We start from the raw sequence: 22958 nt of genomic DNA on the forward strand, positions 1-22958 counted from the left end.
AAAATGCTATAATGAAATAAATATATAAACTTGGATTATAATGAGCACAGGAAAGATAGAGTTAATAACACCGCCAAAAGACAAGTACAGCATTGAGCTAGCAAAAATAATTATTGCGTGTCATGAAAAAAAAGCAATATTTACAGGACAACCAGACTCAGATCTTACTCATTTAATCAGTAAAAAAGATGCAAATGGTTTGGCTTATTGGCTGCATTTTAACTCATTTATCAAGTATCAATTGCTCAAAAAAATTAAATCAAACAACAATAATGCTAACAATAGCGAAGACTCTGTTGACGAATTTATTATCAACGTACATCTTGTTTTAACTAAATACTTAAGAGAACTGCAAAACAAGAAAAAAACAGCAGGCTATCAATCAAGTGATTTTTTAATCGATGAATACATGTCATTAAAAAAGGTTTATGATTCCGTGAGGTACAAAAAAAACCAAGGAGCTATGGAAGCCGAAGACTTAGCACCCATATTAAGTGCCAAAAATCGTCGCATGCGTGAAATGGGGCGCTTTGGCCAAATAATCCCCATTCGCTGTACTGATTATGCCTCACGCTCCACTGCAAGAAAACTAGCCAAAGCCATTGCAGGCTTGGGTTTGGGAGATAGAAAACAGTATCTGTACAACCATCTCAATGGCAAGCATACGATTGGTTTTGATGTAGAAAGAGACTGCTCAGGAGTCTATAAAATATTTTGCTTTGAATCGGCTGGCGATCCTAACCAGATGGAGGCACTGGATTTATTGTATAAAGAGCTGACTAAACAAGGATTAAAATTCGAAATCAAATCCTGCCAGTCTAAACTGCAAAAAGACAACTACAACTGCTCAGTATACACTTTAGCGACTCTTAGCGAGCTCAGTAAATACGAGCATGTTTTTGATTATTTGCCTGAACAATCAGAGGAAGAGTTATCACTAAAGGCAAAAAAAGAAATTGAGATAGAGGAAAGCTACGTAAAAAAGAGAAAAGTGAAACTGGAAAACATCAATAAAATCACTTGGGTGAAGCTATCTGATATGCCCACCAAAGTGATTGCGATGAGTCAATCTTATGAAGCCATGAAAGAGAATCTGACGGCATGCAAAGACTTTGACCTTGACCCTGCTGTTTTTATTCAATTACATAAAGAGAAATACCATTTCGACCAGTCTCAAGAACAATCAACCAAATACGTTAATCAACGACGAAAACACATAATAGATAGACTGGATGCCTCAATAAAACCAATGCTTGAAAAATCCCACTCGAAACTTTTAAAAGAATTACCATTGTTGGGTTTAATCGATGAGGGTACGGTTCCTGATTTTCATAAAGAAATCACTGAAAACAAGGCCATGACACTTGATGAAAAAATGGCTTATATTGAAAAATTATTTTTTGTCATCACTGATAAATATAAAATTGGTAGAACTTTTAATTCTTTTGAGGAGATTGCAAAGGTACCATCTCATTATTTAAAGTCGTTACTTTTACTACGAAATGAGTATTTAATTCTTTTAGCATCACAAGGAGCAGACAAATACGAGAAGTTTTTTAAAAATAAACTTAAAGAATCACTCTTAGGCTACATGCTTGAAGAGCATTGCAGAAAAATTACCTCTGTAAGAGGTGTGCAATCATTATCGAGTCTCTTTAGAGAAGTTTTCCCTAAAAATTTTTTGGAGCAGTTTTATAAGGCTCATCCTTCAGAAGTAAGGGATCTAGAAATAGAAAACCCGCTTACCGAGTTTTTTCAAGCGAATACTCCCCTTAACTCCAAAGAAATCAGTAAAAGATTAACTGCCCTTGAAAAAGAATATGGAGGCAGTGATGATTTAAATTTATTTATTCACTCTAAAATCATTGATTTTCTACAGGAAGGAATACGTCGCTCAGTTTACCGTATGCCTGATATTCGATTAATGAAAGTCAAATCAGGAATTGATGAAGAAACCTTGCTTGGACTGATTGAGTCAAAGAGTAGAGCATCCTGTGCTTACGTTTTTTCTGAAGACAATAAATTTTATTTTTACCATGAAGACGATGAGCCAAAACTCAAAGAAGTTCCTATCGACAAAAACGCGATTAAAAAAATCTTAGACATTGCCATACTTAACATAGAAAAAAGGGAATGTGATGATGTGCTCTTTGTGGGTGGCTGCAAATTGCATTTGATGAATGACTTTCCCAAGGACATTTCAACATACGAAGACAGCTATGTATTTACTCTAGAGAAGGGTACTAGAAGACTGCACTACATTAAGCCGGGTGCATCAATCGAGTGTTACCTCTATTCGATGTCTCAATTACCAAAAAGTCTTGAACGATACAAAAACAGTTATATACTTATCGAAGTGAACAATGCTCAGGAACTTTATTATATTAAGCCTGACGGGGAATCTGAAAAAGTAAAAATCGATGATGTCAATTTATTTAAGAAAAAAATAAACGACCTTAATAAACGGAATTTAAAGATTTTACATCTCAGTGAGAAGCAAATTGAAGAAATTGTAACATCAAACGGAGGCCATACCCCCGAAAAAAAATATGAAGAAGTGAAAATTCTTGATTTCAATACGTTCGAAAATCAAATAGATAACCTCCGTTCTAAGGGTGAAACTGAGTTTAATCTCAGTGAAGAGCAAATTAGAAATATTATAACATCAAACGGTGGTCACACCCCTTTTCCACTGGGTGGAAAAAAAATTAGTCAAGTCAGGAGTGAGCTGACAAAGTCTGAATTGAAGTCGATTTACACGCTTTCTGAGCATGCGCCTTATTCATCAAAAGAGTTAAGAGATAAATCCAATTTGCTTGTTTTAAGGAATTTTTTTTTAGAGTATTTGTCTAAGATTCAATCTCAAGATAAAACTTTGGTCAAAAAACCGTGGGGCGAGTGGCGAAGAGTTATATTGAGTATTTTAGATGGTGGACAAAAAGAAATCCCTCTATCTTCTGAAGAACAAGAGGCAATAAACAGACTTGATGCTGCTGTAGAGCATCAAGTTAAGACTTCTACACACGCTCAAAAACTCTCGAGTGCTCCAACTAGTATTTTAAAGGGTATCTATTCATTTTTTAAATCAGCCAATCTCCAAGAGATTGTTAGTGCTTACTTTTCAAAAGAGCCTGAAGAGCAAGACAAAGGGACTTATGCGCAAGAAAATCATAACGCCCTTGGTTTTAAACTGTCAATGTTTCACTTTCTCAGTGGAGCAAGTGACCGTTGGATACGATACGAGCGAACTAAACCTCCCATCAATGAAATTGATGAGTTTGACTGGAAATTTAACTTATCCATTCATAAAGACGACGTATCAAGAGCCTTTCCTATTATTGCAGAAGTGGCAAACCAAATGAATCTTGGTCTATTTAAAATCATGTGTCAAGCGCAGGCCAATCGGGTGCAAAATAATGACTTAAAAACCATGATAGGCCGAGAGCTTGTGATTTATCGTAACGCAAACCCTGAGCTCAGTGCCGCACAATGGATAGACATCCTTATTAAGATTGAAGAACGCTTCAAAGAAGCAGGTATTAGAACCTCTACTGACACATGTCCAGCTTCCAATAGAAAACTTGGTAAGTACGTAAGCTATACTCACGGCGCCTGGACAGATGGAAGAATGGATGTCCCATTTGCTGAGGGAATTAAGGAAACTGCCCTAGAAGATGAGGACCTTTTCGCTGACTATGGATACGATGAGGCCACGAAAGCCCCTACAAAAAAGTCGTATCCCAAAAAACCGCGTTAATGAGATCAAATATATCGCAGTATTACCGACATGAGGAAATTGAATACTATTGATTTGATATGATAAGCTTGCTCAATCTTTTTTATCGTTCGTTTATATTGCTGCCACCGCCCTTTGGTTAAAATGAATGTCGACAGAGCCTAATCAAATTATCTCTTAACTGGAGTGTCTAAATCAATTGAACCAGATCATTTATTTTTAACGAAAATATAGAGCTGACCAATAATCATGCTGAACAATGCTTAAGACCAGCTGTTATTTGGAGGAAAAAATATTTTGGAACTCGGGCGGATTATGGTTTTCACTTCATTGCCAGAACCATGTCTCTTATTACTTCTTGCAGATCACATTCCATGAGTACTTTCGAAGCTATTTCTCAAATCTTAACTTCACATTTTTCTGAGCAAAAATCTTTGATTTTTTGCTAATCCCACCTGGCCTTTTACATCTAATCTACAAATTGATAATATACTTCATTTTGCTTAATCATGCCGAGTTCATATCGAGCTTGTTCTTCAAGAGCCTGATCACCACTTTTTAACTCTTTGATATCTGCTTCCAACGCTTTATTTCTGGCAGCTAATTTATCGTTTTGATTTTTATGAGCCTCCAATTTTTTTTCGAGTTTAATCCATTGGATGATATTTCCATCACCTAGCCATAGCTTATGTTGTAAAGCAACTAAAGCGACAATTAAGATAATGAATATGGGGCGCATAGAATTTTCTATTGAAGAATGTATCTAATTACTATTGTAGTATCTTATTACCACGAGGGGCAATATGTGTCCAGGGTATATAGTATTAAATTTTTTATCGAACTGATTTTAAATTGTATTTTATTTATATTCCCTTTGATTTAAATTAGAGCTGATGCTCAGTTTTACTCAGCACTCAACATCACCCCAACTTAAACATTAATAGTGCTGAAAGCTTGAACTCATCTCTTTAGAATGTTTTTTCCAGCATAGGGTAAAGACGCCAATTCATTGATTCTTAGTAGTTGATTATATTTCGCAGTCCTGTCTGTTCGACACAAAGATCCGGTTTTTATTTGGCCACAACCACTGGCCACTGCAAGATCAGCAATGAAGGTATCTTCTGTTTCTCCTGAACGATGGGACATGACACATCGGTATCCATTGTCGTATGCGAGTTTTATAGCTTGCCTGGTTTCGCTTAAAGTACCTATTTGATTGACTTTAATTAATATGGCATTAGCAATTCCCTGAGCAATTCCTTCTCGCAGAATTTTCGGATTAGTTACAAATAAATCATCTCCAACGAGCTGAACTTTATTTCCCAAATGGGTGGTTAATTGCTTCCATCCTGACCAGTCTTTTTCGTCCAGCCCATCTTCAATACTGACTATGGGATAACTGGAAATAAGATTTGCATAATATTCTATGAGTTGGTGAGAATCAAATTTTTGATTTTCAGAATACATATGATAAAAGCCCTCATTAAAAAGCTCAGAAGCCGCAACATCCAGGGCAAATACAATGTCTTCCCCTAATCGAAAGCCTGCTTTTTCAATTGCTTCGCTAAGGAGATCCAGCGCTTGGCGATTGGATTGAATGTTAGGAGCAAAACCACCTTCATCACCAACAGCGGTATTTAATCCTTGCTTTTTTAACACAGATTTCAGTACATGAAAAATTTCAGTTCCCATTTGCAATGCAACTGGAAAATCAGGAGCTCCGATTGGCATGATCATAAATTCTTGAATATCGACATTATTATCAGCATGAGCGCCTCCATTCAGAATATTCATCATAGGAACAGGCATGGTCATCATATCACCCTGATTAAGGATCATATACAATGGCTGATTAAGAGACAATGCTCTTGCTCTGGCACATGCCAGAGAAGTAGCGAGGATAGCATTAGCTCCCAGATGGGATTTGTTTTCTGTATTATCCAATTGGCATAAAATGCGATCCAAGTTCTCCTGATCCTCAACCGACAATCCTTGTAATGCCTGATCTATCTCGTTATTAACGTGTTTAACTGCTTTTTGTACACCCTTGCCAGCGTATCGTTTTGGATCATTGTCTCTAAGTTCACAAGCTTCCCTGCTTCCTGTGGAAGCACCTGAAGGAACGCTGGCTCTTCCAATAATGCCAGTTGTGAGAATAACGTCTGCCTCAATAGTTGGATTACCGCGAGAATCTAATATTTCACGTGCCTGAATTTTATGTATGTGCATGGTCTTTCCTAATCTTTTTATATTTATTAACCTAAATACCTACCACCTTAAGGTTTACAAGCGCATTAACTAATGGCATTAGTGGCAAACCAAGAATAGTATCTTCGCTTCCTTGTACTTCCTTAAATAACCACTTGCCTAGACCTTCATATTGATAAGCACCACAACTCTGATAAGGTTTTTCCGCTTGTAAATAGGCTTCAATTGTTTTTTCACTTAGATGATGCAGAGTCAGTGTGGCTGTTTCATAGTATTGCCAAAGTATTTTGCTCTCTTTAACAATGCACAGGCAAGCAATTTGTTGATGTTGCTTCCCGCTTAACTCTCTCAAATGGCTTACAGCTGTTTGATGATTCAGTGGTTTGTTAAATACTCTTTTATCAGCGACGCATAATTGATCTGCTGCAATGATATAATGCTCTGGATAATGTTGGCTTACATCCAACGCTTTAATTTGAGCCAGGGTAATCCCTAACTCAACTAGTTCGTCGGAGTTATGCCTTGTTTTAATTTCCTCTTCATTACAATTCGACGGTACAACTAGGAAATCCAAGCCAAGTGATTTCATGAGTTTATGTCTTATAGTCGAAGAGGAGGCGAGAATAATCGGTTTTTGTTGTAAAAATTTAGACATAGATGGCCACCGATGCCATGAGTAAAAAGCCTATGATTACAAAGCTGAAATCACTTAAATTACAACAACGTTCTACCATGACACAGCGCTCCAGTCCGTGTAAAGTTCCCAAATAGAGAAATGTACCCGCAGATGCCGCGATTAATATAGGGTCGAATAAAGAGTGAGTTTCTACTCCATGACCAAAATACCAACCAAAATAAATGCCTAAAGGTGTCATAAGGCTAAAAAAGAAAAAAAATACCATACTTTTTCGAGTGCTCATCGAGCTTTTATTTAATTGAATTGCTATAGCCAAACTTTCCGCCCACTTATGAGTGATGATCGCTAAAAATAGCATAATGATCATGGAATTGTATTGGGTAAAACCTAAAGCAGCTCCAAGCATAAGCGAGTGGACAGAAAGCATGGCCCAGGCGAGTATTGCGAAAGCAGGATGTTCTGCATCGTGATGGTGGTATAGTTCCTTTCCCAAATGTTCAAACCACAAGAAAATAAGGAATACTACTCCGGTAATAATAAACGCAAACGGATAGTTATAACCCATTTCTTTAAATAAGGTGTTTGATTCAGGTAACATGTGAAGAAGTGCTGCACCCAGAAAAACACCTGTAGCCAAAGTTTCACCTATGGGAAAATCAATGTGTTTATCGTCTTTAAGTCGCTTTTTAAATGGGTACCAGCCTGCAATGAGAATGACTATAAATATCGAAACAGCAAAAATGATTTTTAAACTGGTTGCGGACAACATGAAGTCTTCCTACTTTAAAAATGCGTATATATTATCCTGAAATGATTAATCGAATCTACAGGGCACAGCAGTATTACATTGTTAAAATTTAGCAATTCTTGCATGCCTTCTGAATCTTAGTTTGATGGATGATGCATCTCTTCATGCAAGCCAAAGAGACGCACTTCTTTTATATCGATTTGTGATTTCAGGGTTGATATTACTCGATTATGCAATTTTTTCCATTGATTAAAATCATTTGAGCAAAAAATATCCAAACTCATTTTTCCATTTAAATAATGTATATTCCAAAATAAAATCTGGGGAAAATCATGGCAAATGTCATTAAAAACTTTTTCCTGGAGTATTGCCCTGTTTGGTAAATGCAAGGAGGGACATGAAATTTCATCGTCTTCAGGGTCAACATGGACAATCACATCTTTGACGCAATCAATTTCTTTTACCAGAGTATGATGCACATGTTGGGCGATATAGTGCCCCTCGGAAACGGATATTTTGGGTGAAACCAGAATATGGACATCAATAAGCACATCACTACCCATAAACCGGCTTCTCAATTGATGAATACGCTTTACTCCATCAATGCTTTGTATAACTCGTTCAATTTGAGAAAATAATTCTGCATCAACAGCTGTGTCTACCAACTCTTTGACACTGTTCCAGCCATAGCTCCAGCCCATTTTGATAATCATCAGGCTTACGATGACGGCGGCAATGGCATCCAGGTAAACAAGTCCTGCCAAGCTGCCAATTAATCCAATCAGCACAACTATGGATGAAGCAGCATCTGATCGATGATGCCAGGCATTGGCGGTGATTAATTGGGAGCTAATTTTTTTTCCTACATGGCGGGTGTAGTGAAATAATGCTTCGTTTGCAATGATTGAGAAGCATACTATAGGAATCGATAACCAGTTTGGCATAGTATGGTCTGATTTAAGCAATTCATCAAGTGCATCCCAGGCAATCCCACAGCCTGCGAGGATTAGTAAAAGGGAAAGCAATAAAGTTGCTGCCGTTTCAATTCTTTGATGGCCATATGGATGAGAGTCATCAGCGCTAACGCTCCCATATTTTGAAGCAAATACAACCATCACATCAGTAATTAAATCAGAAATGGAGTGGACTCCATCCGCGATGAGAGCATGAGAATGATATAAAAAACCACCAATCATTTTGACAACACCAAGTAAGGCATTAATAAAAGCACCGATGAGGGTTACTTTTTTGGCTTGCCAATACCTGTCATAGGGGTACATTGTTGTTCCTTTTTCAATCACAAAAATAATTTGGATTTTTGTAAATAAAAATTAGAGTGGAAACTATAGCATGTTATATCGTGAGTTCCTATTTATCTTGGGTTATCACCAGGGCAAGATCATACCTTTTTGACCAGTAATTATCATTTAGTATGATTTTTCAGTGATTTGTGATCAAATACTCATTTTTTGGATGACAAGAAATGAGTTTTGTAGAAAATTTTTCCATACTTAAAGATCCTCGTAGCGAAATAAATCAGCGCCATAATCTGCTAGATATCTTATTTTTAGCAGGTACTGCGGTGATGTCTGGAGCTGAGGGATGGAAAGACATAAAGGATTTTGGAGAAGAAAAGCTTGATTGGCTAAGACAATATCGGGATTTTAAGCATGGGATACCAGCCGATGATACCATAGCTCGTGTAATTAGTGCTCTTGATTCAGAGCAGTTCACGTTGTGTTTTGTAAATTGGGTGAATGAACTTCGTTCGAAAGATGGTCGAGAACAAATAGCAATAGATGGAAAAACTCTACGCCGCTCATATACAGGTGACCGCACCACAGCCTTACATAGCATTACTGCATGGAGTAAACGAAATGGGTTGATATTAGCTCAAATGCGCTCTAATGGAAAAGCAAACGAAAAAGCCAGTGTGTTAGAAATGCTAGACCTCTTGGAGCTTAAGGGAGCAATTGTTACTGCCGATGCTATGAATACAGAAAAGAAGATAGCTAAAAAAATACATGATAAAGGCGGAGACTATGTGCTTTGTGTTAAAAACAACCATAAAAAACTATTGAATGAAATTAAGGATTATTTTCATATCATGGAAAGAGACCATCGAGAAATCTGGTCACAAAATTACTTCGAAGAAGTGGACGCAGGCCATGGACGCATAGAAACAAGAACATGCCGGCAAATCGTAATTAGTCCATGGATTGAAGGTTACGCCGACTGGCAAGGATTACAAACCGTAATTGAAGTAACGCGAACACGTGAAATAAAAGAAAAAACCGGCACTGAAGTACAATACTATATCAGTTCCTTGCCCTTAGAGCCTAAACAAATTGCAGATGCTATCAGAGAGCATTGGGCAGTCGAAAACAAAGCTCACTGGGTGTTGGATGTGACCTACAAAGAAGATGACTCAAGAATACGCAGAGACAATGCAGCAGAAAATCTAGCCTTGCTTCGTAGGTTTGCACTCAATCTGGCTCGACTTCATCCTCAGAAAAATAGCATGAAGGGAAAATTAAAAAAGGCTATGTGGTCTGATAAATTTAGAAGTGAACTCTTGATTGGGCAAATTCAGGGCAAAGTATGATTTTGCCCTGGGGTTATCACCAGGGCAAGAATCAAAAAGTTTGCAATGGATTTAAAATTACTGTTATTATAAGTGACAAAAACTACACAGGAAGTATATTAAATGATGAGGTTTTTCAAAAAAAACAATGCAATAATTATTAAAAAAGTTGAAAAAAACGTATTATACCAATCAATAGAATCATCCTTGGATGAGATGAAAAGTAATGATAGAAATTCAACCTTACTCAAACAAGGCCAAAAGGTAGTTGGTTTTACCAAACATAGAATCCCCAAAAACGAAAATGATTCCGTCAGTGTTTATACACCAAATATTCTCTACTCCCAAAAAATGGAAGATATTCGGGAGGAAATGAGGGAGCGGGGCTGTGGTTTTGGTTTATTCAAGGTACAAAAACAATTAACTTGCCCATCTATAGATATATCAGAATTAAATGACTCACCCGAAGCCAAAAAAATTTTAGAACATAAGATAGATTATCACCTTTTAGAGCCCATCAAATTACTTGAGGATACTCCTCCGCCCAATCTAATGTCGAAATTTTATTAAAATTCATATTTGCATCTCAATATAACACTACCTTAACTGTCAAATTTAAGTAGAATTTTAGTAAGTAGTTCGTTCTTAACAACGGCAACAGCAGAATTTAGTCACGCTATGGATAAATTCTGCTATTCGAGTAAACACTTGTGCTAGCTATTACGAATTTTTATTATCAATTATCCTCTAAAAACAGGGTAAGCTTCACCATTAGGAGTCACTTCTATAGTAGAGTGGGCTTTTTTAATGTCTCCACCTAAATCAATGATAAATCCTTCTTCACCAGCTTGACCATTATGACCCTTAAACTTAAACTCAACAATTACACCGTCATCATTACGACCCGCTGTTTTAATGCCATGCTGATTATTTGTTTGATAAATAATTTTGGTAACATTTTGGTGCAAAATCCCCATAATCTCGGGACTTACATATACTTGTATTACCCCACCACAACCAATATCAAATTCTTTGTCAGTACCATTGGTAAGAGTCATTGTGTGCTTGGAGTTTGCCTTGACCTCAGAAACTGCTAATGGAATTTCATCTAACCAATCTGGGATTTTAAAAAGTCCTGTAGTTTCTCTTAGATTTCGTTTAATATCCCCAGTATGTAGGCATCTAGTAGGCGCTACTTGGGTAAAGTGACCATAGTGTTTCCATTCTTTATTGGATAAATATTCTGGATGGATCAGCCCTGTTTTAAGTGAGTTAGGTGATGCAAAATATAAACTCGCTCCTTTAGGGAATTGACCATTCATATATAAAATGCCGAGATAGTGCAAATCGTGAACTGTGATCTCATTTAGTGGCTTATTTAGCGCGGTAATTAAGCTATTAGAACCATTTACTAAAGATTGCACAACAATATTAATTCCATTTTTCTTAAAAATTTGTCCAAAGGTGGCCATGCCCCAGTCATCAGGCTTATATCCACCATCTTTCTGTTGTTTAGCTACTTGCTTATCTAAATCTTTTGATTTGGTATGAAGATAATCAATAACTTCCTGTTTTGGCTTGTGCGATTTATGACTCGTATGGTATTGACGAGTTCCCGCTACAGTTTTAGATTCTGGTCTTTTGTGTTCGGTATAATTCTTATTGAAAAATTGATTGGGGTTAGGCATATTATTATCAAGGGTTTCAACAGCCTTAATTGGTTTTGGTTTCGTCTTCTCTTCTTTGTTTTTTTTTGTTTTTTTATGTATTAATTGGCTCATCGATGTATCATAATTTTTTAAGCAGGCTCCGATTGTATTTTTTATTTTACCCTTTATTTTATTATAAGATTTCTTTTCATGTTTAGACTTCATCTGCATCACCTATAGTTTCACGGAACAAATTGAGAGCAAATGATACCAGATGATTATTAATAAAACATTAAATGTCCTAAACAATCTTAAACCTCCGAATGTATCTCTGAGTAATTGTTCATGACGAGGGTAAAATAATAATGAAAGGCTTTAATATTCTGTTAAATTCTTCTTTGCCCTTATTGGATAGACTATGTCAAATATCTGTTGAACTGTCTTCGTATGTGAAGGCTTTTTTGAGTAGCCTGGCAGGGAATGTGAGGTTTTTGAGATAGATACTACTACAATCACTTTCCTTCCAGTCAATGTTGATGTTTTGCATGAGAATAATGCCAGCAATTCACTGTATTTTCATCGGTGTAGGCTTTCTCGGAAATCGTATCATCAAAAGCAATACCCATCTAGTAGCTTGCTCGTGACGACGTATATCTTCTTTTAAATAATGCCATAGTGTCTTTGAATCATGATCATCCGCGCCAAAAAACCACTGACCTGATCATGGCTTATTTCTTCTTTTAAAAGAGACGATAATCCTGTGGCCGTTACATGACTTCCCTAGCTGATAAATAATCGCTATAAATGTCTAAGAGTTCCTTATTTATCCTTTGTCCTTTTCTTAAATTTGCGGACAAAAACCATCTCTTTCTAGAAACAAATCAAGGATTTTACTGCGTAAGGGGAGTATATTAGTTTTAGGGTTCACAGGATTAAATCCGATAGAATAATGAGAAAGATATTTGTTGATTTCACCCGGGAGCAAATTGGAAAGTTCTGAATCAGTTAGAAAATAGACTGATTTTACAAGGTGTTTTGCATTCTGTGCACAGGATTATCCACAGATTTTGTGGATAAATATATTTGAGTGAATTAAAGCAAAAAGCGGGATAACCTATGCATGGAAAGGATTATAGAAATTTCAACAGTAGAATTAGAAAGAGTTTGTGCAATTAATTTTAAAGGTTATCCACAGGAATAAGAGGAAATGAATTTTATTATTGCCTTTTTTATGCTAGCAAAGAAAAAAATAAAAAACAGTCTTGACTTCAATAATTTTAATTATTTTTTTAACTTTGCAAAAAATGTTCAAAATTGCCCAGCCATCGTTGTGTAATTTGTCTGGCGATTGCTGTTTTTTCCAGCACCAGCTGTTTTGCAATTGGACGTAAAATAGCGAAGAGGGTTTTATCGCGTTGTAAGTTAGCTATTTTAAATTGTCTAAAGCCAGTCTGTCTGGTTCCTAATATTTCTCCTGAGCCTCTTAACTCCAAATCCTTTTCGGAGATTAGAAAACCGTCTGTTGTTGAACGCATGATCTTGAGACGTTCAGCACCTTGCTGTGATAGAGGAGATTGATAAAGTAATAGACAATGAGATTGATTATTACCTCTGCCGACGCGCCCGCGTAATTGATGCAACTGCGACAAGCCAAGTCGCTCCGCATTTTCAATGATCATTAAACTGGCATTAGGAACATCTACACCAACTTCAATAACTGTAGTTGCCACCAATAAATCAATCTCGCCTTGTTTAAAGGCCGCCATAGTAGCTTCTTTTTCAAGCGCTTTCATTCTACCATGAACAAGACCAACACGCGCGAAAGAGAGCTGTTCTTGTAATTTTTTTGAGGTATCTGTTGCTGCTATGCATTGTAATTTTTCAGATTCTTCTATAAGGGTACAGACCCAGTAAGCTTGTTTGCCATTGGCGATTGCTGCTTGCAAACGTTCGATAATAAGTTCACGCTTATCCTGGTTCAATACCGCTGTTGTAATTGGCATACGGCCAGGTGGTAGTTCATCGATGACCGATATATCCAAATGAGCAAAATGAGACATTGACAGGGTTCTTGGAATAGGGGTGGCTGTCATTAATAACTGATGAGGAATTAATTGGTTTAATTGCCCTTTTTGTTGCAGAAGGAGCCGTTGTTCTACTCCAAATCGGTGTTGTTCGTCAATAATGACCAAACCCAAACGAGCGAATTCGACTTGCTCCTGAAATAAGGCATGAGTTCCAACAATGAGCTGACAGCTATTGTCCTGCAGGGCTGCAAGCGCATTTTTTCGTTCTGTGGTTTTCATTTTACCGCTCAGTCTTAATACATTAATACCGATAGGCTCTAACCATTTACTGAGGCTATTTGTATGTTGTTCACTTAATAAATCGGTTGGTGCCATAAAAGCAACCTGAAATCCTTGTGAAATAGCTTGAAGGGCGGCTAGTGCCGCGATAATGGTTTTACCTGCCCCAACATCTCCTTGCAGCAAACGAAGCATGGGTTTGCTTTGAGCCAGATCAACGCTGATTTCTTTAAAAACCCGTTGTTGTGCGCTTGTAAGACTGAATGGCAATGATTCGATAAAACGTTTATGAATTGCATTATCGAAAAGTATAGCGGGAGCTTGGAGTTTGCTACGTGACTGTCTGGCAAATTGCATACTGAGCTGTTGTGCCAGTAATTCATCAAATATTAACCGCTTGAGAGCCGGATGTTCGCCGGCTTCGAGGTTGGAGAGGGAGATATCTGGCGGAGGGTTATGTAGTAATTTAATGGCTTCGCCCAAATCATAAAAATTGTTTTCCTGTAATTGTTTTTCACTCATCCATTCCAGTTGATGAAGTTCGTGTTCAGATTGTTCCAGGGCTATTTTAACTAACTGCCTTAATCGGGTTTGAGTCAAGCCTTGAGTCGATGGATAAATTGGCGTAAGCGTTTCTTCCACGTGGAAATCTGATTCTTGGTCAATTAATTGATATTCTGGATGAATAATCTCCAACTGGTTGTTAAATCCGCGGACTTCGCCAAAAGCTCGAATCAAGGTGCTATTATTCAAAGCCTGAATTTGCTGCTTATTGAAATGAAAAAAACGAAGGTTAACTACTCCTGTTTTATCTTCCACATAACAATTCAACATCATCCTTTTGCCGTATTTTATTTCAGTTTTGCATACATGCCCCGCGATAACGCACCATTCATTGGAGCGCAAATCCTGAATTGGTGTTATCCTGGTTCTGTCTTGATATTTATAAGGCAGGTGGAAAAGCAAGTCTTGTATCGTGAAAATTCCACATTTAGCAAGTTTTGCTGCAATGGTTGGGCCGACGCCAGTTAAATATTCACAAGAGTTACTCAGCACGGTATTATTTAAGATTAAAAATTTAATAATAACAGGAAAATATATTCGTTGCGACTTGAGTCATCATTCTGGCAATTTTGCCCAAATCATTACTAAGTTACTTGTTGCTTGCGAGTATCTATTCATCAAAGATGGAGTGTAATTGGATGAATCGTATTATAACGTTCACAGCGGGTTTGATACTGGTTTGGATAACAGGTTATTTATTAATCGCAGGAAGAGGACTATTAATTCCAATTGTTATATCCATTTTTGTCTGGCACCTGTTGAATACCATTAATAGCGGTGTTCAGAAAATTCCTTTCATCGGCACACATCTCCCATCCTGGATAAGGATGATTTTATCTTTGTTTGTTGTTGTGTGCCTCGTAATGGTTCTTATTAACATCATTACCAATAATGTCAGTGATGTGATAGCCGCTTCTCCCAGGTATCAGGAAAATTTACTGCACATATTTAACAGCCTGGATCAACGATTTCATGTTAAGGGTATTTTTGATTTCGACAGTTTAATTCAAGGGTTAAGCATTCAGAGTATGCTTGTTAATATTTATGGGGTTTTTACGACAATAACCAGTTCCGCTGTACTGATTTCCTTATATGTTGTGTTTCTGTTTGTCGAGCAGCATTATTTTACTCAAAAGATGGATGCCTTTTTCCCTCAGGCAGAGCACAGGAAGCTGGTTAAAAACATTATCTCCCATATTACAAAAGATACTCAAACTTATCTGGGTATTAAAACTTTGTTGAGCCTACTCACTGCCACGTTGAGTTGGTTTATTATGAAATGGGTTGGATTGGATTTTGCCGAGTTTTGGGCATTATTAATTTTCTTTTTAAATTATATCCCCAATATAGGAGCTATTGTAGCAACAGCTTTTCCAGCTGCGCTTGCTTTGATCCAATTTGAAAGCTGGTGGCCGTTTTTGGAAGTGACTTCCGGGATAGTGGCTATACAGTTTTTCGTGGGTAATTTTCTAGAGCCTCGTCTCTTAGGTAAATCACTAAACTTAAGTCCCTTAGTGATATTGTTTGCCTTAGCGCTATGGGGTGCCATTTGGGGGGTACTAGGCATGTTTTTATCTGTGCCTATCACTGTAATGATGATGATTATTTTTGCGCACTTTGATGTGACAAGACCCATAGCAATTCTGCTGTCTCAAGATGGATATATTCACAAATCCTATGAATCTCTTGAAAATTAATGAGCTATTGCTGTTTCTATTGTTGTAGTGATGGTGCTTCTGGGTTGAGAGCCTTTCCATATGGTATGAAAAAGAGCATAATATCGGTATTTTTGACGGATAAATGAGAAGTATGAAAGCTATAATCGAATATCTTTTGAAACAGGCATTAATTAATCTGCAACAATCAGGCGAAATGCCAATTGACTTGGAGATTGAAATAAAAGTTGAGAATGCCAAAGATCCAGCTCATGGTGATTATGCGACTAATTTGGCACTGGTATTAGCTAAACCATGCCGACAAGCACCTAAAGTATTAGCCGAGCGATTGGTTGCAGTAATCCCCGCAGATCCGTCTGTAGAGAAAATTGAGATAGCTGGCGCAGGATTTATTAATTTTTTCATGCGCAGCACGGCACGCTCGCTCATCATTTCTGAAATTTTGAATAAAGGCAAGGAGTTTGGCCGAGGTAATTTAGGACAGAGTCAAAAAGTATTGATTGAATTTGTTTCTGCTAATCCAACAGGGCCTTTACATGTAGGACATGGAAGAGGAGCTGCTTTCGGAGCAACTTTGGGTAATGTTTTAAAAGCTGCTGGTTACGATGTGACTTTGGAATATTATGTCAATGATGCGGGCAGGCAAATGAATATTCTCGCTGTGAGTGTGTGGCTGCGCTACCTAGAATTGGCAGGTGAGCCAATTGTTTTTCCGACGAATGGCTATAAAGGTCAATATGTTTATGAGATTGCACAAGAGATGTGGTCAGAGCAGGGTAATCAATTCGTGCATCCATGGATTTCGGTAGTAGACAATTTACCTGCTGATGAACCCGAAGGTGGAGATAAAGAGACTTATATCGATGCGATCATCGCGCGAGCGCAATCCTTACTAGGCAAGGATGGGTTTGCTAACTTCCATCAACATGCTTTAAAAACGGTATTGGATGATATAAAAGATGATTTGCAGGCGTTTGGTGTTCGTTTTGACAGTTGGTTTTCTGAGCAATCGTTATTTGAAGATGGTTCTATTGAGAAAGGTATTCAGGCCTTGAAAGATAGAGGCCACACTTATGAAAGAGAAGGCGCTTTATGGTTTAGGGCAACTGATTTTGGTGATGAAAAAGATAGAGTATTAGTCCGGGCTAATGGGCAAACAACATATTTCGCTTCTGATGTTGCTTATCACTGGAATAAATATGATAGAGGTTTTGATCGAGTCATTGATATTTTTGGTGCTGATCATCATGGTTATGTCACGAGAATTAAAACAGCTGTTAAGGCATTAGGACATGATGAAAGTGCATTGGATATCATTTTGGTGCAGTTTGCCATTCTGTATCGAGGTGGTGACAGGGTGCAAATGTCTACTCGCAGTGGTTCATTTGTTACTTTGAGAGAGCTAAGAGAAGAAGTAGGAAATGATGCGGCTCGTTATTTTTATGTGGCAAGAAAACCTGAACAACACATGGATTTTGACCTGGACCTGGCAAAGTCCGAATCTAGTGACAATCCTGTGTATTATATTCAATATGCACATGCCCGTATCTGCAGTGTATTGAGACAGTTAAAAGAAAGGGGGTTGAAGTGGGATAAGGATATGGGACTTAAAAACCTTGATTTATTGGAGCAACAACATGAGACTGCATTAATTTCTCTGATTGCCCGATATCCCGAAGTCATTCAATCTGCCGCCGCTTCTTGCGAGCCGCATCAGCTTGCTTACTATTTAAGAGAGCTAGCCAATGGGTTACACAGTTATTATAATGCGATTCAGCTATTATGCGAACAAGAACAATTGCGATGTGCCCGTTTGTGTTTGCTGGAGTCGGTTCGACAGGTTTTAAATAATGGTTTGGCTATATTAGGCGTATCAGCTCCTGAGAGTATGTGATGGCAAAAGATTATGGAAATAGGCGTGCTGCACGTCGCAACAGAGGACCGCACCAGTTTTTGGTTATTATTGTGACTTTTTTGTTTGGATATATAACCGCTTCGTTTCTCGATGTACAAACGATAAGTCAATGGGTGAATACACAGGTTTTAGCTCAACATGATGATGAAAAAGCGCCAACTAAAGTGGCGCAAGAACATAAACAAGTGCCTCCTAAGCCTAAATTTGAGTTTTATACATTATTAGCGAATGAAAGGGGGCCGGCATCTCAGGCACCTAGTCAGCAAAATACAGACAATCATGCGGCAGATAAGACATCAACTCCAATACAAAAGACTGCAAATACTGTCACTGCTGCTGTAAATAACTCAGTGAAATCAACGATAGCTAATCCAACACAGCAAATCCCAGTGAAGGTAGCGGAGGCAAAACCAACAACTATGCAACAACCTAGTAAAGGAGCATATTTGGTTCAAGTAGCATCTTTTAAAGCGCGTCAGGATGCAGAACAAATGAAAGGGATGCTAATCCTTAAGGGTTTTGATGTCAGCGTGGTTCCAGTCACCCAAGCACAGGGAAATTGGTTCAGGGTAGTGGTGGGCCCCTATCCAAATAAGGCCTTGGCTCAAAAAGCTCAAATGAACCTTGCCAAAACAGAGCACCTGAACGGCATGGTGCGCAGCGTTGGCGGATAAGGAGTAATCATTTAATCAAAGAAGATTGTTTCTTTCAGATTATCTGTTTACAACTACTTGGATTCCCGCAGCGTTTTTTACAGCATGGGGTTTTGTAACAGCGACGGAAACCTTACTAACAGGATACTTTTGCTTGATTAATTGTGCAATTTGTTCCGCTACCGTTTCAATTAATTGAAACGAAGTTGACTCTACAAATTGGGTTACTGTCTGGCACAAATCAGCGTAATCCAGTGTATTAGACAAATTATCCTTGCAATCTTTAAAGTCAAAGGGAATAGATATATCAATTAATAATCGTTGATTAATACGCTGCTCCCACCCATAAACACCAATTTTTGTTTCAACACTGAGAGCTGTAATATTTAAAGTATCCATTTGATATCCATTAATAATTTATCAGGGCTTACGAAAAATCCTTAATCTTTTTGTTTAAAATTTTTTAACTCAGTCATTTAATTTATCTAAATTTTCTCATGAAAACATTGTTTGCCTTGAGCTTGGAGTTTTTCGTGTGTCCTGTTTATATTGTTAAGTATCGATTGCTATTTATACCACTGTATTGATTACCTTAACATGATACTATAAACACTTTTTATTGTGATAGTGATTAAATGATGTTTGATTTGAACCAATCCCTTTTTCTTCGAGCTTTGAGACGACAACCTGTGGAGAGAACTCCAATCTGGATTATGCGCCAGGCTGGGCGTTATTTGCCTGAATATAGAAAAGTAAGAGAGCATGCTGGTGATTTTTTAAATCTTTGCAAGAATCCGGAACTCGCCTGTGAAGTAACCTTGCAACCGTTGCGTCGCTATGCTTTGGATGCAGCTATTTTATTTTCCGATATTTTAACAATACCTGATGCTATGGGGCTAGGGCTCTATTTTGCTGAAGGAGAAGGGCCTTGTTTCACAAATCCTTTACACGATACCAAGGCAATTCATGCCCTGAAAATTCCTTCCATTCTTGAATCTTTATCCTATGTCTTTGATGCTGCGCGCTTAATCCGCCAGGAAATGCCTAAAGAATTGCCTTTGATTGGATTTTCTGGTAGCCCATGGACTTTAGCTTGTTACATGGTTGAGGGCAGGAGCAGTAGAGATTTTAAGCGAATTTTAAATTTAATATACACTGAAAAAGAAGCAGCGCACCTGTTATTAAATAAATTGGCTATCTCTGTGACTGCCTATTTAATTGAGCAAATAAAGGCGGGGGTTAATGCAGTTATGATCTTTGATACGTGGGGGGGAGTTTTAACTCCACAAAATTATAAGGATTTTTCTTTGGCATATATGCATCAAATTGTTCAGCAATTGAAAAAAGAATACCCTGATATCCCTGTAATTTTATTTACCAAGAATGGTGGGCAATGGTTAGAATGGATGGCAGAAACTGGTTGTGATGCATTAGGAATTGACTGGACGTGTGATTTGGCTTCTGCGCGCAAGAGAGTAGGCGGAAAGGTTGCTTTACAAGGAAATCTGGATCCTGCTGTTTTACTAACTACAAAAAATTGCATACGAAGAGAGGTTGGGAGTGTACTGGCATCATATGGTTATGGAGCAGGGCATATCTTTAATTTGGGCCATGGCATTACTCCGGATGTACCCCCTGAGAATGTTGCAATAATGATTGAGGCGGTGCATGAAATAAGTCCTCAATATCATTTGTAGCCTGTGCGAGGCAAATTATTGTTTCAAAATAGTGAAATGCCTCAAGAATAAGACAATCGTAACTGTACACGGGGTATGCAAGTTTTTCTGTTTATAAGCCTATTTATTTGAGTTGTCTTTCCCGCGCAGGCGGGAATCTATCCATAAAGCTAGCACATAGATTGATTTTTAGTTAGATTCCCGCCTGCGCGGGAAAGACAGAGCGCTTAATATTCCTTAATTACATACCCTGTGAAGAGTTACAGACAATCGGCTTTTGGCGTAGATACTGGCCTTCATTCAAGACGTTATGAGTTTCATTAAGGTTCACTTCTGAATTGATGGCTTAATTGGATGGCCATTTCCAGAGATTGTTCATAGTTTAATCTTGGATCAACCAGGCTGTGATAAGCAGTTTTGAGGTCATGAGGAGCTAATCCACGAGCGCCCCCGATACACTCTGTTACATTGTCACCAGTTAGCTCAAAATGGACACCTCCGAGGTAGCTACCCATGCTGCGATGAATTTCCAAAGCTTGTTTTAATTCCGATAAAATGTTATCGAAGTGACGTGTTTTAGTTCCGTCTTCTGTTGTTTCGGTATTGCCATGCATAGGGTCACATGACCACGTGACTGGAATTTTGCTTTTCCTTACTGTGTCAATCAGTGGAGGTAACAACCGGTCGATAAGTTTTGCTCCCAGGCGAGTATAAAGTAAAACTCGTCCTTCTTCTTTTTGCGGATTGGCTACGCTTAATACCTCCGATAACCATTCTGGTGTAGCTGCTGGGCCTATCTTAATGCCTATGGGATTTTGTACCCCTCGTAGAAACTCAAGATGTGCACTGTCCGCTTGTGCCGTACGCATTCCAATCCAGGGTAAATGAGTTGAAAGATTGTACCATTTTCCATCTTTCAACTGTCTTGTTAATGCTTGCTCATAATGTAAATGCAACGCTTCGTGAGAGGTGTAAAAATCAACTTTACTTATGCTACTAGAATGTATTCCATCTATGGCATTCAAAAAATCGAGGGCGTCTTCAATAGAGTCTACAATATGTTGGTATTCATTCTTCTGAGGGGAGTGTTCAACAAAACCTAAATCCCAGCGTTGAGGGTGATGCAGATCAGCAAAACCACCATCCAGCAGCGCACGGATAAAATTTAAAGTCATGGCAGAACAACTGTATGCCTGAAGTAATAATTTAGGATTAGGCTCCCTGGCAGAGGCAGTAAATTCAGGTGAATTAACGATATCTCCACGATAACTGGGTAAAGTAACTCCATTTATGGTTTCGTAATCTGAGGAGCGTGGTTTTGCATATTGTCCAGCTATTCTTCCGATACGAATAATTGGTTTACGCAAGCCATATAATAAGATTAGGCTCATTTGAAGAATGATTTTTAATTTGTTGCTTATGACTTCTGAACGACAGTCATTAAAAGATTCAGCACAATCACCACCCTGCAGAATAAAAGCATTACCCCGGCCAGCTTGGGCAATTTCATTTTTTAAATGTTTGATTTCACCGCTGGTAACCAATGGGGGTAGCAAACTTAATTGTTCTACCACTTTATTTAATTGCTCTTCATCAGCGTATGAAGCTGCCTGCAAATACGAATATTTCTGCCATGTAGTTGGCGACCATTCTTGCATAATTTACCCAAGTTTTTTTTGCTTTAGTTGTCGTTTAGACTTAATTTAACTCAAAGGATTATTAAATACTTTGTTTTTTTACCTAAATGAGAATTAAGACAGATTTTTTAGCTACCTAAGTATGGAATAAATGGACAATTACTGCAAGCCATGATTTGAGAAGTTTCAATCAGTTAATGACCTGAATTTTAAACCAAGATTTAAAATCCTAACAGGGGCTTGAAAATTGCAAATACAATCCCCATTTGTAGGAATCGAGTTAGTCAGGAGCGATTTTGATGAGTAAACAAAATAAAAAAGATTGGAAAAAATTTAAAGACGAACACAAAGAAGAACACAAGGTAGAAAATGAAATTCTGGAAGAAGAAACTGATGCAGAATCACAACATCAAGAACCTGCTTTAGGACATCCCACCTATACTGCCTTGGAAGAGCAACTGACATTGGCGGAACAAAAAGCACATGAAAATTGGGAAAAATCTGTACGAGCCCTTGCAGAATTGGATAACGTTCGTCGTCGTATGGAACGAGAAGTTGCCAATGCTCATAAATATGGCGTAGAAAAACTGATTTCAGCTTTATTGCCAGTAGTAGACAGTCTTGAGCAAGCATTGCAATTAGCAGATAAGAACAGTGATCCATCTATGCATGAAGGGCTTGAGTTAACCATGAAACTCTTTCTTGACGCATTACAGAAGTTTGATGTGGAACAAATTGATCCTCTTGGACACACATTTGACCCTCAACAACATGAGGCCATGTCAATGCAACCTGCTCCAGGAGCGCCACCCAATTCTGTAATTACTGTATTCCAAAAAGGTTATAAATTGAGCGATCGAGTAATTCGACCGGCTCGGGTGATAGTTTCCACCAAGTAATCCGGTGTTTCAATTGAGGTGTTTTTAAACAAATTTTTAGTTGCAGTGTATTCAGCTTTTTTTAGGGTGG

The 22958-nt window shown here is 37.9% G+C and carries 17 protein-coding genes; 8 read left to right on the forward strand and 9 right to left on the reverse strand.

The genetic code is table 11. The features are described from left to right. The first annotated feature begins 40 nt into the window (after positions 1–40). On the forward strand, positions 41–3757 hold the full coding sequence (locus tag OQI99_RS02335) for a hypothetical protein (protein WP_265731251.1): 3717 nt from the start codon (positions 41–43) through the stop codon (positions 3755–3757). A 448-nt stretch (positions 3758–4205) separates the two neighbouring features. Here OQI99_RS02335 and ftsB read toward each other — a convergent pair whose 3' ends face one another. The 5 genes from ftsB to OQI99_RS02360 all read right to left on the reverse strand — a co-directional run bounded on the left by ftsB (position 4206) and on the right by OQI99_RS02360 (position 8609). Then, entirely contained in the window at positions 4206–4475 is a 270-nt protein-coding gene (gene ftsB / locus OQI99_RS02340) for a cell division protein FtsB (RefSeq protein ID WP_061514395.1), read from the reverse strand. Positions 4476–4696: 221 nt separating this feature from the next. Next, positions 4697–5965, reverse strand: coding sequence for a phosphopyruvate hydratase (gene eno, locus OQI99_RS02345; protein WP_265731252.1), 1269 nt, complete (start codon positions 5963–5965; stop codon positions 4697–4699). A gap of 31 nt (positions 5966–5996) precedes the next feature. Continuing rightward, positions 5997–6599, reverse strand: a complete 603-nt coding sequence (locus tag OQI99_RS02350) for a Maf family protein (protein ID WP_061514393.1) — start codon at positions 6597–6599, stop codon at positions 5997–5999. After that, positions 6592–7350, reverse strand: coding sequence for a ZIP family metal transporter (locus OQI99_RS02355; RefSeq protein ID WP_011946934.1), 759 nt, complete (start codon positions 7348–7350; stop codon positions 6592–6594). Before OQI99_RS02355 ends, OQI99_RS02350 begins: the two co-directional genes overlap by 8 nt. A gap of 116 nt (positions 7351–7466) precedes the next feature. Continuing rightward, a complete protein-coding gene (locus OQI99_RS02360) occupies positions 7467–8609 on the reverse strand; it encodes a cation diffusion facilitator family transporter (protein ID WP_265731253.1) in 1143 nt (380 codons plus the stop codon). Positions 8610–8812: 203 nt separating this feature from the next. On the opposite strand from OQI99_RS02360, the gene OQI99_RS02365 reads away from it, so the two are divergent. Then, positions 8813–9934: an ISAs1 family transposase gene (locus OQI99_RS02365; protein ID WP_061514717.1), complete on the forward strand. Its 1122-nt coding sequence runs from the start codon at positions 8813–8815 to the stop codon at positions 9932–9934. A 102-nt stretch (positions 9935–10036) separates the two neighbouring features. Continuing rightward, entirely contained in the window at positions 10037–10483 is a 447-nt protein-coding gene (locus OQI99_RS02370) for a hypothetical protein (protein WP_265731254.1), read from the forward strand. A 170-nt stretch (positions 10484–10653) separates the two neighbouring features. Here OQI99_RS02370 and OQI99_RS02375 read toward each other — a convergent pair whose 3' ends face one another. Both OQI99_RS02375 and recG read right to left on the reverse strand, forming a co-directional pair. Beyond that, complete coding sequence (locus OQI99_RS02375; RefSeq protein WP_265731255.1) at positions 10654–11787, reverse strand: hypothetical protein; 1134 nt, start codon at positions 11785–11787, stop codon at positions 10654–10656. Positions 11788–12851: 1064 nt separating this feature from the next. Beyond that, positions 12852–14924 carry an ATP-dependent DNA helicase RecG gene (recG, locus tag OQI99_RS02380; RefSeq protein WP_265731256.1) on the reverse strand — a complete coding sequence of 691 codons (2073 nt, stop codon included), beginning with the start codon at positions 14922–14924 and terminating at the stop codon, positions 12852–12854. 146 nt (positions 14925–15070) lie between these two features. On the opposite strand from recG, the gene OQI99_RS02385 reads away from it, so the two are divergent. From OQI99_RS02385 to OQI99_RS02395, 3 genes are all read left to right on the forward strand, one after another. After that, positions 15071–16129: an AI-2E family transporter gene (locus tag OQI99_RS02385; RefSeq protein WP_011214278.1), complete on the forward strand. Its 1059-nt coding sequence runs from the start codon at positions 15071–15073 to the stop codon at positions 16127–16129. Between the two features lie 103 nt (positions 16130–16232). Beyond that, positions 16233–18002 (forward strand): arginine--tRNA ligase, encoded by a 1770-nt coding sequence (gene argS, locus OQI99_RS02390; RefSeq protein ID WP_265731257.1) that lies wholly within the window; start codon positions 16233–16235, stop codon positions 18000–18002. Further along, entirely contained in the window at positions 18002–18697 is a 696-nt protein-coding gene (locus OQI99_RS02395; RefSeq protein ID WP_061514389.1) for an SPOR domain-containing protein, read from the forward strand. The genes argS and OQI99_RS02395 overlap by 1 nt, the downstream gene beginning before the upstream one ends. 39 nt (positions 18698–18736) lie before the next feature. Here OQI99_RS02395 and folB read toward each other — a convergent pair whose 3' ends face one another. Then, the gene (gene folB / locus OQI99_RS02400; protein ID WP_011214275.1) at positions 18737–19075 is read right to left on the reverse strand and encodes a dihydroneopterin aldolase; all 339 of its coding nucleotides are present in this window, start codon (positions 19073–19075) and stop codon (positions 18737–18739) included. Between the two features lie 239 nt (positions 19076–19314). On the opposite strand from folB, the gene hemE reads away from it, so the two are divergent. Further along, positions 19315–20373: a uroporphyrinogen decarboxylase gene (hemE, locus tag OQI99_RS02405; protein ID WP_061514388.1), complete on the forward strand. Its 1059-nt coding sequence runs from the start codon at positions 19315–19317 to the stop codon at positions 20371–20373. Between the two features lie 299 nt (positions 20374–20672). Here hemE and OQI99_RS02410 read toward each other — a convergent pair whose 3' ends face one another. After that, on the reverse strand, positions 20673–22010 hold the full coding sequence (locus OQI99_RS02410; protein ID WP_265731258.1) for a 3-deoxy-7-phosphoheptulonate synthase class II: 1338 nt from the start codon (positions 22008–22010) through the stop codon (positions 20673–20675). 278 nt (positions 22011–22288) lie between these two features. Between OQI99_RS02410 and grpE the strand changes: the two genes are divergently transcribed. Beyond that, positions 22289–22888 carry a nucleotide exchange factor GrpE gene (gene grpE / locus OQI99_RS02415; RefSeq protein ID WP_061514386.1) on the forward strand — a complete coding sequence of 200 codons (600 nt, stop codon included), beginning with the start codon at positions 22289–22291 and terminating at the stop codon, positions 22886–22888. Positions 22889–22958 lie beyond the last annotated feature (70 nt).

It is taken from the genome of Legionella sp. PATHC039, from assembly GCF_026191275.1.
Taxonomy (GTDB): domain Bacteria; phylum Pseudomonadota; class Gammaproteobacteria; order Legionellales; family Legionellaceae; genus Legionella; species Legionella pneumophila.